The 15,222-nt window shown below is 64.8% G+C and carries 17 protein-coding genes; 10 read left to right on the top strand and 7 right to left on the bottom strand.

Translation table 11 applies throughout. The annotated features are described in order from the left end of the window. The first annotated feature begins 3 nt into the window (after positions 1-3). Positions 4-330, top strand: a complete 327-nt coding sequence (locus OE856_RS02690) for a Hint domain-containing protein (protein WP_263714504.1) — start codon at positions 4-6, stop codon at positions 328-330. Here OE856_RS02690 and OE856_RS02685 read toward each other — a convergent pair. Beyond that, entirely contained in the window at positions 327-1,904 is a 1,578-nt protein-coding gene (locus tag OE856_RS02685) for an NAD(P)H-hydrate dehydratase (RefSeq protein WP_263714503.1), read from the bottom strand. The genes OE856_RS02690 and OE856_RS02685 overlap by 4 nt on opposite strands. 178 nt (positions 1,905-2,082) lie before the next feature. Between OE856_RS02685 and OE856_RS02680 the strand changes: the two genes are divergently transcribed. The 9 genes from OE856_RS02680 (at position 2,083) to OE856_RS02640 (ending at position 11,117) form a co-directional block, all read left to right on the top strand. Beyond that, the gene (locus tag OE856_RS02680; protein WP_263714502.1) at positions 2,083-2,421 is read left to right on the top strand and encodes a P-II family nitrogen regulator; all 339 of its coding nucleotides are present in this window, start codon (positions 2,083-2,085) and stop codon (positions 2,419-2,421) included. 74 nt (positions 2,422-2,495) lie between these two features. Next, entirely contained in the window at positions 2,496-3,902 is a 1,407-nt protein-coding gene (glnA, locus tag OE856_RS02675) for a type I glutamate--ammonia ligase (RefSeq protein WP_263714501.1), read from the top strand. A gap of 198 nt (positions 3,903-4,100) precedes the next feature. Continuing rightward, positions 4,101-5,120 (top strand): hypothetical protein, encoded by a 1,020-nt coding sequence (locus tag OE856_RS02670; protein ID WP_263714500.1) that lies wholly within the window; start codon positions 4,101-4,103, stop codon positions 5,118-5,120. Between the two features lie 162 nt (positions 5,121-5,282). Next, a complete protein-coding gene (locus OE856_RS02665; protein ID WP_263714499.1) occupies positions 5,283-6,506 on the top strand; it encodes a bifunctional alpha/beta hydrolase/OsmC family protein in 1,224 nt (407 codons plus the stop codon). Between the two features lie 72 nt (positions 6,507-6,578). Next, the gene (gene purB / locus OE856_RS02660; protein ID WP_263714498.1) at positions 6,579-7,886 is read left to right on the top strand and encodes an adenylosuccinate lyase; all 1,308 of its coding nucleotides are present in this window, start codon (positions 6,579-6,581) and stop codon (positions 7,884-7,886) included. Between the two features lie 76 nt (positions 7,887-7,962). Then, the gene (locus OE856_RS02655; RefSeq protein WP_263714497.1) at positions 7,963-8,106 is read left to right on the top strand and encodes a hypothetical protein; all 144 of its coding nucleotides are present in this window, start codon (positions 7,963-7,965) and stop codon (positions 8,104-8,106) included. 60 nt (positions 8,107-8,166) lie between these two features. Continuing rightward, positions 8,167-9,222, top strand: a complete 1,056-nt coding sequence (locus OE856_RS02650) for a flagellar motor switch protein FliG (RefSeq protein ID WP_263714496.1) — start codon at positions 8,167-8,169, stop codon at positions 9,220-9,222. A gap of 81 nt (positions 9,223-9,303) precedes the next feature. Then, a complete protein-coding gene (locus OE856_RS02645; protein WP_263714495.1) occupies positions 9,304-10,176 on the top strand; it encodes a DMT family transporter in 873 nt (290 codons plus the stop codon). A 14-nt stretch (positions 10,177-10,190) separates the two neighbouring features. Beyond that, positions 10,191-11,117, top strand: coding sequence for a lysophospholipid acyltransferase family protein (locus OE856_RS02640; RefSeq protein ID WP_263714494.1), 927 nt, complete (start codon positions 10,191-10,193; stop codon positions 11,115-11,117). Here the strand turns inward: OE856_RS02640 and OE856_RS02635 are convergent. The 6 genes from OE856_RS02635 to ccmA all read right to left on the bottom strand — a co-directional run bounded on the left by OE856_RS02635 (position 11,114) and on the right by ccmA (position 15,183). Next, a complete protein-coding gene (locus OE856_RS02635) occupies positions 11,114-11,842 on the bottom strand; it encodes a DUF1223 domain-containing protein (RefSeq protein WP_263714493.1) in 729 nt (242 codons plus the stop codon). The genes OE856_RS02640 and OE856_RS02635 overlap by 4 nt on opposite strands. Positions 11,843-12,437: 595 nt before the next feature. Beyond that, a complete protein-coding gene (locus tag OE856_RS02630) occupies positions 12,438-12,977 on the bottom strand; it encodes a DsbE family thiol:disulfide interchange protein (RefSeq protein WP_263714492.1) in 540 nt (179 codons plus the stop codon). Next, positions 12,964-13,125 (bottom strand): heme exporter protein CcmD, encoded by a 162-nt coding sequence (gene ccmD / locus OE856_RS02625; RefSeq protein WP_412174847.1) that lies wholly within the window; start codon positions 13,123-13,125, stop codon positions 12,964-12,966. The genes OE856_RS02630 and ccmD overlap by 14 nt, the downstream gene beginning before the upstream one ends. Then, entirely contained in the window at positions 13,125-13,856 is a 732-nt protein-coding gene (locus tag OE856_RS02620) for a heme ABC transporter permease (protein WP_263714491.1), read from the bottom strand. The genes ccmD and OE856_RS02620 overlap by 1 nt, the downstream gene beginning before the upstream one ends. Before the next feature lie 56 nt (positions 13,857-13,912). Further along, on the bottom strand, positions 13,913-14,569 hold the full coding sequence (ccmB, locus tag OE856_RS02615; RefSeq protein ID WP_263714490.1) for a heme exporter protein CcmB: 657 nt from the start codon (positions 14,567-14,569) through the stop codon (positions 13,913-13,915). Continuing rightward, positions 14,566-15,183: a heme ABC exporter ATP-binding protein CcmA gene (ccmA, locus tag OE856_RS02610; RefSeq protein ID WP_263714489.1), complete on the bottom strand. Its 618-nt coding sequence runs from the start codon at positions 15,181-15,183 to the stop codon at positions 14,566-14,568. Before ccmA ends, ccmB begins: the two co-directional genes overlap by 4 nt. Between the last annotated feature and the right edge of the window lie 39 nt (positions 15,184-15,222).

The following is a 15,222-nucleotide window of genomic DNA, read 5'->3' as shown; positions in this document are numbered from 1 at the left end:
CACATGACCAGAATGTCCCAGGGACGCGCGACGCGGCAGGCGTCGTTCCGGCCCGATTCCGTTTTGCGCGGCGCCGTGCCAAGCGGCACGTTGATCCATACGCTCGATGGCACCTTGCCGATCGAATATCTTTCGCCCGGTGATCAGGTCATTACCCGCAACGGCGCGCGCATCCTGCGCCGGGTCAGCGTGCGGGTCGATCAGCGCGACGGCTTTCCGCCCCGCGCCCGTCTGTTCGCGCTGCATTTCGATATTGACGAGGTGGTCTTGGGCGACGGGTTCTACCTGGCGTGCAAACCGATGGCGACGCGACAGGTGCGGCTGCACTAGACGCCAAGCCGCCGAAACACCTGCGGCAGCATCTCGGGCAGATCCTCGGCAATCAGGCCGGGACCGAATTCCAGCGCGCATTCCACATGCAGCCAGGCCGCCAGCGCCGCCGCATCGGGCGCCATCTTTCCGCGCGCCAAGAGGCCGGTGATCAACCCGGCCAGCACATCGCCCGACCCGGCCGTGGCCAGCCACGGCGCCGCGCGGTCTCCTGTCGCGGCATTGACACGGCACCCGCCATCGGGCGCCGCTATGACCGTATCGACCCCCTTGAACAGCACGACGCACCCGGCCCGCGCCGCCGCCTCGCGTGCCGCATCGACCTTGGACCAGGCCGGCCCCTGCACCGCAGCACCGGCCAGCTTTTCCGCCAGATCGGGGAACAGACGCGCGAACTCGCCCGCATGGGGTGTCAGCACACAATTGCCGTGCAGCATCCCGAACAAGGCCTCGGGATCATCGGCAAAAACGGTCAGCGCATCGGCATCCAGCACGGAAGCACGACCGGACGCCAACGCCACCTCGACCATCTCGCGGGTGTCGCGGCACACGCCCATTCCCGGCCCCAGGCAGAGCGCGTTCAGCCGCTGATCTTGCAGCAACTCGTCCAGCGCCATGGCGTCGCGCACCTGCCGCAGCATCACCGCCGTCAGCTGGGACGCGCATTCATCCATGGCCGAGGGCGGCGCGCCAACCGTCACCAGCCCCGCGCCCACGCGCAACGCCGCCCGCGCCGCCAGCCGCGCCGCACCCGAACGCCCCTGCGGCCCCGACAGAACCACTGCATGGCCATGCGCGTATTTATGCGCCCCGGCCCCCTTGCGGAAATCGCCGGCACCACCCGTCGCCACCCGCGCCACGACCGTTTGCGTCTCAGACGGCAAGGGCCCATCCAGGCCGATATCCTTGATCACCACCCGCGGCACCAGACGATAGGCTTCGCCCAGCACATGGCCCAGCTTCATCCGGTGAAACGTCACCACCAGATCAGGCGCCCCGACCTGGCCCGAAACCACCGGATCGACCGTATCGTCCTCATCCGCCAGCAACGGCCGGCCGCTGTCGCTGCACAGGCCCGAGGGCATGTCGACCGCCACCTGCAACCCGGCCAGATCCGAGTGGTTCGCACTGGCCAGAAAGGCGCTGACCTCGGGGGGAGTGGCCCGCGTCAGGCCGGTACCAAAGGCGGCGTCCACGAACAGATCGGCGCCCCGAGGCAGCGCGTCCTCGCCCGACCCGATCCGCTCGACCGGCCCGCGCTCGCACCAGCGCAGATAGTTCGCCCGCGCATCCGGCGGCAGCTTGTCGGGGTCGCCGTAAAGATATGTCTCGACCCGCCAGCCCCAATCACGCAACAGCCGCGCGATGACGAACCCGTCGCCGCCATTGTTGCCGGGGCCGCACAGGATAACCGCCCGATGCGGCACGATTTGCAGGTCGGGCCAGGTCTCGAAAATGGCCTCGACGACACCCCTGCCCGCGCGCTCCATCAGCTCCAGCCCGGTCACGGCACCCGATGCAATCGCCGCACCCTCGATGGCGCGCATTTGTGCAGATGTCAGAAGTTCAGCCATCGGACCGCCCCTTGAAATTTTCAGATCGCATGTTTTTTGATCAACATGCACAAAATTTAATCACCACACTCGGTTTCCCGCCAGACCGCCCGCTTGCGTCACCTTAGTCAATTGTAGCCGCCCGGCGAAAGTGGTCTGACACCATTCAAATTCGCAACTGTCCAGGGAGTCGAGTCCGTTGAAAAAGATCGAAGCGATCATCAAGCCCTTCAAGCTTGACGAGGTGAAGGAAGCCCTCCAGGAAATCGGCGTTCAGGGTCTGAGCGTCATCGAGGTGAAAGGCTTTGGCCGCCAGAAAGGCCACACCGAGCTGTATCGCGGCGCCGAATATGTCGTCGACTTCCTGCCCAAGGTGAAGATCGAGGTGGTTCTGTCCGACGACCAGGTGGATGCCGCCATCGAGGCCATCATCAACGCCGCCAAGACCGACAAGATCGGCGACGGCAAGATCTTTGTCTCGCCCGTCGAGCAGGCCATTCGTATCCGTACCGGAGAATCGGGCGAAGACGCCCTCTGATCCGACACATCACAACCCGGCCGGGCAGCCGCCCCGGCCTGACAGCGACCAATTCAGAGAAGGGAAAAGGTCATATGAGCAAGGACGCAGTTCTCAAGGCCATCGCGGAAGATGGTGTCGAATACGTCGACATCCGTTTCACCGATCCGCGCGGCAAGTTGCAGCACGTCACCGTCATCGCCGACCTGGTTGACGAAGATTTCCTCGAAGAAGGCTTTATGTTCGACGGTTCGTCGATCGCCGGCTGGAAATCGATCGAAGCCTCGGACATGAAACTGATGCCCGACACCGACAGTGTCTACATCGACCCGTTCTACGCCGAGAAAACCATGGCCATCCATTGCTCGGTCGTCGAACCCGACACCGGCGAAGCCTATGACCGCGATCCGCGCGGCACCGCCCAGAAGGCCGAGGCCTATCTGATCTCGTCGGGCATCGGCGATGTGGCCTATTTCGGCCCCGAGGCCGAATTCTTCCTGTTCGATGACGTGCGCTATTCGGTCAAACCGTCGAAAGTGTCGTTCCAGATCGACGCCGAAGCGGCCTCGTGGAACACCGACGCCGAATTCGAAACCGGCAACCTGGGCCACCGCGCCGAGCACAAGGGCGGCTATTTCCCGGTCAACCCCGTTGACGAAGCACAGGACATCCGCGCCGAGATGCTGTCGACGATGAAGCACATGGGCATGAAGGTCGACAAGCACCACCACGAAGTGGCGACCTGTCAGCACGAACTGGGCCTGATTTTCGGGACCCTGACCACCCAGGCCGACCACCTGCAGAAATACAAGTACGTGATCCACAACGTGGCCCACGCCTATGGCAAAACGGCGACCTTCATGCCGAAGCCGATGAAGGGCGACAACGGCTCGGGCATGCACGTGAACATGTCGATCTGGAAAGACGGCAAGCCGCTCTTTGCTGGCGACAAATACGCCGACCTGTCGCAGGAAGCGCTGTATTTCATCGGTGGCATCCTGAAACATGCCAAGGCCCTGAACGCCTTCACCAACCCGTCGACCAACAGCTACAAGCGTCTGATCCCGGGCTTTGAAGCCCCCGTTCTGCGCGCCTATTCGGCCCGCAACCGCTCGGGCTGCGTCCGTATTCCGTGGACCGAAAGCCCGAAAGCCAAGCGCGTCGAGGCCCGCTTCCCCGATCCGGCAGCGAACCCCTACCTGTGCTTTGCCGCCCTGCTGATGGCCGGCCTGGACGGCATCAAGAACAAGATCGATCCGGGCGAAGCCATGGACAAGAACCTCTACGATCTGCCGCCCGAAGAACTGGCCGGCATCCCCACCGTCTGCGGCTCGCTGCGCGAAGCCCTGGACGAACTGGAGAAGGATCACGAGTTCCTGCTGGCCGGTGACGTGTTCACCAAGAGCCAGATCCAGGGCTATGCGAACCTGAAGTGGGAAGAGGTCTATGCCTACGAGCACACCCCCCACCCGATCGAATACCAGATGTATTACAGCTGCTAATTCAACTGGCAGATGCAAATTTCTACAATGGGGCGCCGCTTGGCGCCCCATTCATGTTTGTGGCAACAATTGGAACTTTGTGGCGCTGATGAGGTAAACAAAGTGTGAATTCGTCAAACTGTCTCCCCATTTCCTTGGGATGTTCGACGCTAGGAACCGATCCATGAAAGGGAATCGGTGACGAGCTGGAGACAAGAAATGTCGGAACAAAAGAGCTGCAACCGCGCGACGATCATGTTCGATGGCCTGCCACGCCTCGATTTCGTTGAACTCGCCACCGAACTGCAGCGCCCCTTCCGCAACATCGCCCTTGAATTCGAGCAAACCGCCGTGGCCGAAGACAGCCACGTCATGTTTATCAGCGAATCCATGGTCGTGCGCGTGGGCCACGCCGCCAAGACCGAATGGTCGCAGAAATTCGCCAAGGCCAAACGCCCCAGCCAGGGCAAGGTCTCGGCCGCGATGATCTCGACCCTGCTCGAGGATGTGCATTCCGCGATCGAGGTCACCATCGAGGACGGCCCGTCGCGCACCGTGTCTCCGCGCACCCGGATCGCCGCCTGCTATCATGTCGTGCGCCACCTGCTGCGCAACCATCAGGCCAGCCTGGTGCACTGGGATCTCAGCGACACGCTGTTCACCACCGAAGAATTCGAAAACCCGACCGCGATGATGCAGCAGCAGGACGCCGGCGAAATCGCCCAGGCGCGCCGCACCCGCCGCTCTGCCGTGCGCAGCGCCGCGCGCCCCGCGCTTGACGGCTTCAGCGCGGCCGCCCGCACCGCCTTTGCCGGTGCCGATCTCGAGGTCGACGCCACCCATGCGCGGCTTGACCGCAGCTTTGTCAACGCCGTGAACATGCGCGATGCCGGCGAGGCCACCCGCCAGCGCCTGCGCGAAACCTACGAGGACAGCGACCAGCACGAAGCGCGCCTGCGCAGCAGCCGCAACAACCTGTTCGCCGATGACCTGATCCGCAGCCGCGACAGCCGCCGCCCGCCCCCGCGCGAAGAGATCGGCCTGATGGAGCAGCTGGCCGTCTATCTGATGACCGTGACCATCATGATCCTGTCCTTCCCGGCCGGGTTCGCGATGCTGGTCTATACCGTGCTTCGCGGCGAGAATCTGAACATGACCGCCCGCGCCATGGCCCTGACCGGTATCGGCGTCGGTTGCACCTCTCCGGCATTTACACAGGCCCTGATGCAGCTGGTCTGACCAGCCACACAGACCCGAGCAGACAAGACCCCGCGCCCCAAAGCGCGGGGTTTTCTCTTGCCGGTTGCTCGCGCCCGGTCAACAGCCCGTGACCTGCGCGGCGCATGGCTTGTCCACCGCGGCGCCAACGGTCACCTTTTGGGGAACATCACGGGGACCGATATGCCGATGCAAAAGATCACCTTTCCGGGCCATTCCGGCGACCGGCTGGCCGCGCGCCTTGACCTGCCCGAAGGCCCGCACCTAGCCACCGCCCTGTTCGCGCATTGCTTTACCTGCGGTAAGGATATCCACGCCGCGCGCCGCATCTCGCAACGGCTGGCGGCGATGGGCATCGCGGTGCTGCGCTTCGACTTCACCGGGCTGGGCCATTCAGGCGGCGAGTTCGAGAACACCAGCTTTTCCACCAATGTCGCGGATCTGGTCGCCGCCGCCGGGCACCTCACGGATCGCGGCATGGCGCCGGGCCTGTTGATCGGGCACAGCCTGGGCGGAGCCGCCATCCTGCGCGCCGCCGCCGACATCCCCTCGGCCCGCGCGGTGGTGACGCTGGGCGCGCCCTTCGATCCGGCCCATGTCACCCGCAACTTTGCCGTGGCCCATCCCCGCCTGCGCGGCGACGGCAGCATGTTGGTCGAACTGGGCGGGCGCACCGTCACCATCGGGCGCGAGTTCATCCGTGATGTGACCGAGGCCAGCCTCGAACAGGCCATCACCGATCTGGACCGGGCGCTGCTGATCATGCACGCCCCCCGAGACGAGATCGTCGGCATCGACAATGCCACCCAGATCTTTGCCGCCGCAAAGCACCCCAAAAGCTTTGTCACCCTCGATGACGCCGATCACCTGATTTCAACGCGCGAGGATGCCGACTATGCCGCCGAGGTGATCGCCGCCTGGGCCGGGCGCTATCTGCCCATGACCCCTCCGCCACCGCCCCCCGGCGCGCCCGAGGGCATCGTGCGCGTGTCTGAATCCGACCCCGCCGGCTTCTTGCAAGATGTCCAGCATGGCCCCTGGCACCACATGCTGGCCGATGAACCCCTGGCCTATGGCGGCACCAACAAGGGCATGTCGCCCTATGGCTATCTGGCCGCGGGGCTGGGCGCCTGCACCTCGATGACCGTGCGCATGTATGCCCGGCGCAAGGGCTGGCCGCTGACCCATGTGCGTGTCGATGTCAGCCATGACAAGGTGCACGCGCAGGATGCCTGCCACACCAGCGGCGACGCCAAGGCCGACCGCTTTACCCGCGAGATCGTGCTGGAGGGCGACCTGACCCCCGACCAGCGCGACCGCCTGTTGCAGATCGCCGACAAATGCCCGGTGCACCACACGCTGACCCAAAGCAGCATCGTCGAAACGCGCCTGGTTGACGACGACTAGCCCCCACCTGCTTGCCGCCCGGGCGGTCAGGGTTTATGAGACCGGCAAACCTCACAATCCAAGGTCTGCCACATGATCCCTCGTTACGCCCGCCCCGACATGGTTGCCATCTGGTCGCCCGAGACCAAGTTCAAGATCTGGTACGAGATCGAGGCCCACGCCTGTGACGCCATGGCCGATCTGGGCGTGATCCCGCGCGAGAACGCCGAGGCCGTCTGGAAGGCCAAGGACGTGGAATTCGACGTGGCCCGCATCGACGAGATCGAGGCCGTGACCAAGCACGACGTCATCGCCTTTCTCACCCATCTGGCCGAACATGTCGGCTCGGAAGAGGCGCGTTTCGTTCATCAGGGCATGACCTCGTCGGATGTGCTCGATACCTGCCTGAACGTGCAGCTGGTGCGCGCCGCCGACATCCTGCTGGATGGCATGGACAAGGTTCTGGCCGCGCTCAAGAAACGCGCGACGGAACACAAGATGACCGTGCGCGTCGGCCGCAGCCACGGCATCCACGCCGAGCCCACCACCATGGGCCTGACCTTTGCCCGCTTCTATGCCGAGATGGACCGCAACAAGAACCGTCTGGAAAAGGCCCGCTGGGAAGTGGCCACCGGCGCGATCTCGGGCGCGGTCGGCACCTTCGCCAACATCGACCCGCGCGTCGAGGAACATGTTTGCGAGAAACTGGGCCTGCGTCCCGAGCCGATCAGCACCCAGGTCATCCCGCGCGACCGCCACGCCATGTTCTTTGCCACGCTGGGCGTCATCGCCAGCTCGATCGAGAACATCGCGATCGAGATTCGCCACATGCAGCGCACCGAAGTGCTGGAAGGCGCCGAATTCTTCTCGATGGGCCAAAAGGGCTCGTCGGCCATGCCGCACAAGAAGAACCCGGTGCTGACCGAAAACCTGACCGGCCTCGCGCGCCTGGTGCGCATGACCGTGATCCCCGCGATGGAAAACGTGGCCCTCTGGCATGAACGCGACATCAGCCACAGCTCGGTCGAGCGCGGCATCGGCCCCGACGCCACCGTCACGCTGGACTTCGCCCTGCACCGTCTGGCCGGCGTCGTCGACAAGATGCTGATCTTCCCCGAGAACATGCTTGATAACATGAACAAATTCCCCGGTCTGGTGATGTCGCAGCGCGTGCTGCTGGCCCTGACCCAGGCTGGCGTGTCGCGCGAGGACGCCTATTCCATGGTGCAGCGCAACGCGCTGAAAGTCTGGGAAGAGCGCGTCGATTTCCGCGAGCAGCTCTTGGCCGATGCCGATGTGGTTGCCGCCCTGGGCGTCGACCAGATCAACGAGAAATTCGACATGGATTATCACACCAAACATGTCGACACGATCTTCAAGCGCGTCTTCGGCGACAGCTGACGTGCAAGGCCGGCGCGCGGGACTTCGTGCGCCGGCCCTTTCATGCTAGGATCACCCCATATGCCGGAGATCCGCCATGACCCTTAAACCCATCCTTACCGCCTGTGTCCTGTTGCTGTCGGCCCTTGGGGCATCGGCCCAATGCAGCGATCATCCCACATGCCCCGAGGGCACGCAGATGAACGAGGAAACCCGCCAATGCGTGCCGAATTCCAGCTGACGCTAACCGCGGATTAACCACCAGGGCGCACCCTGTCCGTATCTGATTACGGAGAGTCGCGTGACCGCCCAGCCCCTCACCAGCCCGCCCGCCACCCGCGGCCTGCCGGCCCGTGCGCCCTTCAGCCGCCGCCGCAAGGCTGCGATCATCGTCCGCCTGCTCTTGGGCGAAGGCGCCAGCCTGCCGCTGGGCGATATGCCCGAGGACATGCAGGCCGCCCTGACCGCCGAGATCGGCGCCATGCGCTATATCGACGGCGACACGCTGCGCGCCGTCGTGGCCGAGTTTCTCGAAGAGCTGGAACGCATCGGCCTCAGCTTTCCCGGCGGGATCGAAGGCGCGCTGGAACTGCTCGAGGGCCATATCAGCACCACCGCCGCCTCGGGGCTGCGCCGGTCGGACGCGCGCGCCGCGCCCGACCCATGGGCGCGGATCTCGGCCCAGGATACCGCCGCGCTGGTGCCACTGCTGGATGCCGAAAGCACCGAGGTCGCCGCGATCCTGCTGTCGAAACTGCCAACCGCCAAGGCCGCCGAATTGCTGGGCCTGCTGCCCGGCGATCAGGCCCGGCGGATCGCCTGCGCCGTCTCGCAAACGGCAACCGTGCCGCCCGAGATGGTCGCCCGTATCGGCCGCGTTCTGGCCGAGCAGATGGACGCCGCCCCGCCCCGCGCCTTTGACACGCCCCCCGGCGCGCGCATGGGCGCGATCCTGAACCTGGCGCCCGCCGCCACCCGCGACGGCCTGCTGGCCGGGCTTGATGAGGACGACAGCGCCTTTGCCGAAACCGTGCGCCGCGCGATCTTTACCTTTGCCGACATCCCCTCGCGGATCGAGCCGCGCGATGTGCCCAATGTCACCCGTGGCGTCGACCCCAACGACCTGATCACCGCGCTGGCCGGCGCCCAGGCCGCGGGCCTGACGGAAACGGCCGAGTTCATCCTGTCGAACATGTCGCGCCGCATGGCAGACCAGCTGCGCGAGGAAATGGCCGAGCGCGGCACCCCGCGCCCCGCCGATACCGAGGCCGCCATGACCCAGGTCATCGCCGCTATCCGCACTCTGGAAACCTCGGGCGAGCTGACCCTGATCCAGCCAGAGGAGGAACCGACCTGACGTTCACCTGATAACGCTTGTCAGCGCCAGACAACGCGCCTAAAGCAGACTCATGTCGCACACTGATCAATTGCGTCGGCCATGACCGGCCCCGGCACTGCCAACCCTGCCTCGCAGGGGATCATGCTGATGCTGGGCGCGATCTTGTGCTTCAGCCTGATGGATGCCTGCGCCAAGGAACTGTCCGACAGCCTGCCCATTCCACAGATCCTGTGGGCCCGATATGCCGGCCAGACCACGCTGGTGCTGCTGTTTCTCAACCGCCGCGTCCCGGCCGAGCTGCGCACCAAACGGGTCGGGCTGCACCTTTTGCGCACGGCCTTCATCCTGATCGCCACGGCGATGTTCTTTACCGGCCTCGCCCATATCGGTCTGGCCGAGGCGACCGCCATCATCAGCCTCAACCCGGTCTTCATGACCTTGGGCGCTGCGCTGATCCTGGGCGAAACATTGGGCCGGCGGCGGCTCTTTGGCATCGCGGCGGCGCTGGTCGGCGCGCTGTTGGTGATCAAGCCCGGCTCGGACGTGTTCACCGCCTTCGCCATCCTGCCCCTGATCGGCGCGGTCTGCCTTAGCGGCTTTGCCCTGACCTCGCGCTATCTCGGCACCTCGGAAAGCATCTGGACCTCGATGCTGTATACCGGGCTGATCAGCTCGACGCTGCTGACGGCGATACAGCCGTTCTTTTGGGTCACGCCCTCGGGGTCGGTCATGCTGCTGATGCTGGCGCTGGCATTCAGCGGCGCGATCGGCCAGTTCCTGATGATCTCGGCACTGATGCGGGCCGAGGCCAGCCAGGTCGCGCCCTTCATCTATTCGGGGCTGATCTTCGCCACGCTCTGGGGCGTGCTGTTCTTTGGCGAATACCCCGATGTGCTGACGCTGACGGGGGGCCTTGTGATCATTCTGGCCGGGATTTATGTGTGGTATCGAGAAACCCGCGCCACCAGCTGACCCGCGAAGGCCCCATGCCCAAACAATTCACGACCGGCCAGAAGGCCTCTCTCTGGCTGACAGACCGGTTGATCCGGGGCGTGTTCGCGCTGATGCTGGCGCTGCCGTGGAACACGCGCGTGCGACTGATGGGATGGATCACCGCGCGCATCATCTCGCCGATCGCGGGCTATGACCGCCGCATCCGCGAGAACCTGCGCCATGTGATGCCCGACCTGCCCGATGCCGAGGTCCGCCGCATTGTGCGCGCCGTGCCCGACAATGTCGGCCGCACCCTGATCGAGATCTATTCCGGCCCGCAATTCATGGACCGCGTGCGCCCGCTGCCCCTGACCGGCCCCGGCGCGCAAACGCTGGAAACCGCCATGGCCGAGAAACGCCCGATCATGCTGGTGACTGGCCATTTCGGCAATTACATGGTGCCACGCGCCGCGCTGTTTGCGCGCGGCCACCCGGTGGGCGCGCTGTATAACCCGATGCGCAACCCCTTTTTCAACCGCCATTACACCGACGCGATGGAGGAAATCGGCAAGCCGATGTTCCCGCGCGGGCGCAAGGGGCTGGCGCAGATGCTGCGCTTTTTGTCCGAAGGCGGCACCGTCGGCATCCTGGTCGATCAGTTCATGAAACGGGGCGAGCCGCTGAACTTTTTCGGCAAACCGGCCCTGACCGCGCTATCCGCGGCCGAGATGGCGATGAAATACGATGCTCTGCTGATCCCGATCTATGGCGTGCGCCAGCCCGACGGCATCGGGTTCGAGATCGTGGTCGAACCGCCCATCCCCCATACCGACCCGACACAGATGACCCAGGCACTGAACGACAGCCTCGAGGCCATCACGCGCGCGCATATGGATCAGTGGTTCTGGATTCACCGCCGCTGGAAGCCCGAAAAGCTGGCCAAGATCGAACGCGCGCGGGCCGCGCGCGAGACGGACTAGCGCAGCCGCGCAGCCGCCAGGATCGCGCCCGGGCCCTTTTCCTGCAGGATCGCCACGATCGGCTGATCGGCCGGCACGTCAAAGCTCATGTTCAAGGCATCCTCGCCCGTCCAGCGCGCCACCGGTGTCCAGCTGCGGACGATATTCGAATAGCGGATGGTGCGGCCGGCATTCTCGCCGCGGGTGATCTCGACCACGGCCTGTGGCTCATAGCTGACCAGCTGTAATACCGCCTCGCCGCGCAGGGGGCGCAGGGCGCGGGCCGAAACCACCACCTTGCCGCCCTCGCGGCGCAGGCTCATCGCCACCGAGCCGGGGCGTGCCTTGTGCTGCTGGATCAGCTCGATCACCTCCATCGGGCGCACGCCGACGACGTGTTCATCGCCGGCGATGATCATCTGCGGAGTATAGACCGTACGGCTGCCCACGGCGCGGGCATAGGCCTTTTGCCGCTTGGTATAGGCGGGGTCTGCAAAGACATCCTTCCAGCCGATGTAATCCCAGTAATCCACATGCAGCGACAGGGCGATCACATCGTCCCTTGCGGCCAGGTCATTCAGCAGCGCATCGGCCGGCGGGCAAGAGCTGCACCCTTGCGAGGTGTAAAGCTCGACCACAACCGGGTTGGACACATCCGCCGCCATCACCGGCACCGCCCCAAGGGCCAGGCCACCCGCCAGAAAGCTGGCGCTGAGAATGTATCGTGCCCGGGCAAACAGGGTCATGTGGTTTTCCATATCGGTTTGGTCGCACTCCCTACCTAGATCACAGCATCCCGCCATGCCAATCAAGGTTTCGAGAGACACGCGCGAGCATTTTCTCAAAAGCGCCGACGCGGTGCCCGCCATCATGCGCGACCATGCCGCGAGCACCCTCCCGTTTCGGGCGAACTGGTCCGGTCGTCCCCCAGGCCGTGATGGTTCGGCGCCCCGATCGGCCGCCTTTCTTTGTTCCCCGTTTACCCCACATTCACCACAGGGCTGGCACAGTGAGTCGCAACGTCATCTGTCATGAAAGCAAACCGGTTTGCGCCTGTTCATTGCCCCTTTGGCCACAAAACCGGCCATCGCCCCGGATTGTCTCGAAACAAAGCGTCTCAAAGGCCCTGTGGCAGAAATTGGGCGAAAATGTGGAGGTCATCCGCTATGGTTGTAGGCATGTTGGAACAAGTTAACAGATTCGCGTTATCGATGCCGGTGTTCGAGGCCATGGCCGCGACGGCATTCCTGCTGCTGCTCTTCGGCTCGCAGTAGGGTTTAATTTTCAGGTCAAACTCGACAAGCCGCCCGGCCCTGCCGCGGCGGCTTGTTTTTTGTCCGCTCAGCGGGTGCCGGTCAGCAACGGGCGGATGTCGCGCTCGACGATCTGGCGGGTCAGCGGCCCGGCGGTGCGGTGCAGAATGCGGCCCTGCCCGTCGATCACATAGGTCTCGGGCACGCCGTAAACGCCCCATTCCAGCGCGGTGCGCCCCTGGGCATCGGCGGCGATGGCGGTATAGGGGTTGCCCAGCTCGTCAAGAAACCCCAGTGCGTTCGCGGGCTCGTCCTTGTAGTTGATGCCATAGATGGTCACGCCCTCGGCGGCCAGATCTTCCAGCATCGGATGCTCGGCCCGGCACGGCGCGCACCACGAGGCCCAGAAATTCACCAGCTTGACACCCTCGGCGGCGATATCGGCATCGGTGATCGTCGCGCCTTCACCCAGCGGCGTCAGCTGCACTGCCGGCGCCGCGCGACCAACAAAGGCCGAGGGCAGCTCGTTCGGGTTCTCGCGCTCCATCCCAAGAAAGAACAGAACCGCCAGCCCGATGAACAGCACGGGCGGCAACATCATCAGGATCGGAAACTTACGCTTGGCCATCGTCGCCCCGCCGGTTTTCCATGGCCGCCAGCTGGCGCTTGATCCGCGCGCCGCGCCACAATGTCAGAATGATCAGCCCCGCCAGCAGGCCCAGCGACACCGCGTAAGAGCCCAGAACGGCCCCCGCATATTTCCCCAGATCGGGCATCAGGCCATCCTTTCGCGCGCTTCCAGCGCCTTGATACGGCGGGCGCGGATCTCGGTGCGGGTACGGCCTAGAACCAGCACCACGAACAACAGGCCAAAGCCGATCAGGCAGACCCACAGCGGGTTGGAATAGGCGTCGGCCAGGTGTTCCTCTTTATCCATCGAAATGGACGACCCCTGGTGCAAGCCCTGGTTCCAGAAATAGACGGCATAGCGGCTGAGAAAGGCAAAGACCGACCCCACAAGGCACAGCACGCTGGTCAGATCGGCGGCCGCGTCGGGGTTCTCGATCGCCTCCCACAGGGCGATATAGCCAATGTAGAACAGGAACAGCACCAGGAACGAGGTCAGCCGCGGATCCCACTCCCACCAAGTGCCCCACATCGGCTGGCCCCAGATCGCGCCGGTAAAGAGGCCGATCAGCGTGAATGTCATCCCCACGGGCGCCGCCGCCCGCGCCGCCAGCGCCGACACGTGGTGGCGCCGGATCAGCCAGATCAGCGAGGCCGCCAGCATCATGAACCACGCCCCCGTCGCCATGATCGCGGCGGGCACATGGATAAAGATGATCTTGACGGTCGAGCCCTGCTTGTAATCATCGGGCGTGAAAAAGAACCCCCAGACCAGACCCACCACGACAACCGCCGCCGCCAGCACGGTCAGCGCGGGCAGCACCTTGTCGGTGGTTTCCATGAACTTGCGCGGGTTCGCATATTGCCAGATCGATGCCATGGGCCTGTCTTTAATTCCTCAAATCGTGCCGCTCAACTGAATAGCGCGTGATCGCCTCAACGCAAGTTCACCCGCAACGCCCCGGCTGCGGCGAAGGGCAGCAGCGCGCAGCTGGCCAGCGTGATCCCCGCCAGCATCAGGGCCGGTGTGCCGGTCGCCAGCCCCTCGGCCCCGCGTTTCACGGTTTCGGCGCCAAAGATCAGCGTCGGCACGTAAAGCGGCAGCACCAGCAGCGACAACAGCAGCCCGCCGCGCTTCAGCCCCACGGTCAGCGCCGCGCCAAACGCGCCGATCATCGACAGCGCCGGCGTGCCGATCGCCAGGCTGGCCATCAGCCAGACATAGGCCGGTAGCGGCAGGTGCAAGAGCGTACCCAGCACTGGCGCAGCCAGAACCAGCGGCAGGCCCGTGGTCAGCCAATGCGCCACCGCCTTCATCGCCACCACGCCTTCCAGCGGGATCGGCGCCGTGGCCAAGAGGTCAAGCGAGCCATCCTCGAAATCGAGCGCAAAGATCCGATCAAGCGACAACAGGCAGGCCAGCAGCGCGCCCACCCACAGAATGCCCGGCGCGATGATCTCTAGCACACCGCTGTCGGGCCCCACGCCGAACGGCACCAGGATCGTGACGATCAGGAAAAACGCCAACCCCAGGCCAAAGCCCCCGCCCGCGCGCACCGCCAGCGCCAGGTCGCGTTTGAGCAGCGCGATCATAGAAAGGCCTCGTCAAAGTGATCCACCGCCGTTTCGGGCCGCGCCTTGAACGGCGACAGGTCCAGCACGGCGGCGTCAAAGCCCAGATCGATATGGGTGGCGATCAGCGCCGCGCCGCCATTGGCCAAATGCGCCTGCACCGCCTCGGCGAACAGCGTGACCGAGGCCCGGTCAAGCGACACCGTCGGCTCGTCCAGCATCCACACCGGGCGTCCCGTCACCAACAGCCGCGCCAGCCCCAGCCGGCGCTTTTGCCCGGCCGACAGGTTCTGCGCCTGCCGGTCGGCCAGATCGCGCAGGTTGAACGCATCCAGCGCGCCCTCGATGCCGGGCCCGCCAAAGATCTGCGACCAGAAAGTCAGGTTCTCGCACACGCTTAGCGTGGCCTTGAGGCCATCGGCATGGGCGGCATAGGCAATCGCGTCGGGCGCGGCCTCGACCTGCCCCGCCAGCGCGGGCTGCAACCCGGCAACCGTGCGCAACAGCGTGGTTTTCCCGATCCCGTTCGGCCCGCGCAGAAACAGCGCCTGCCCGGGCGTCAGTTCGAAACTGACCCCTTCCAGAACCGGCACGCCGCCTCGGGCGCAGGCTAGATCGCTGACACGCAACACCATGGATTTCGCTTAACCCATTCCCCCGCCCCAAGAAAGCGG

This window comes from Actibacterium sp. XHP0104, assembly GCF_025751515.1.
Lineage (GTDB): Bacteria > Pseudomonadota > Alphaproteobacteria > Rhodobacterales > Rhodobacteraceae > Actibacterium_D.
The sequence above is the reverse complement of the archived record's forward strand: the minus strand, read 5'-3'. Positions and strand labels throughout refer to the sequence as shown.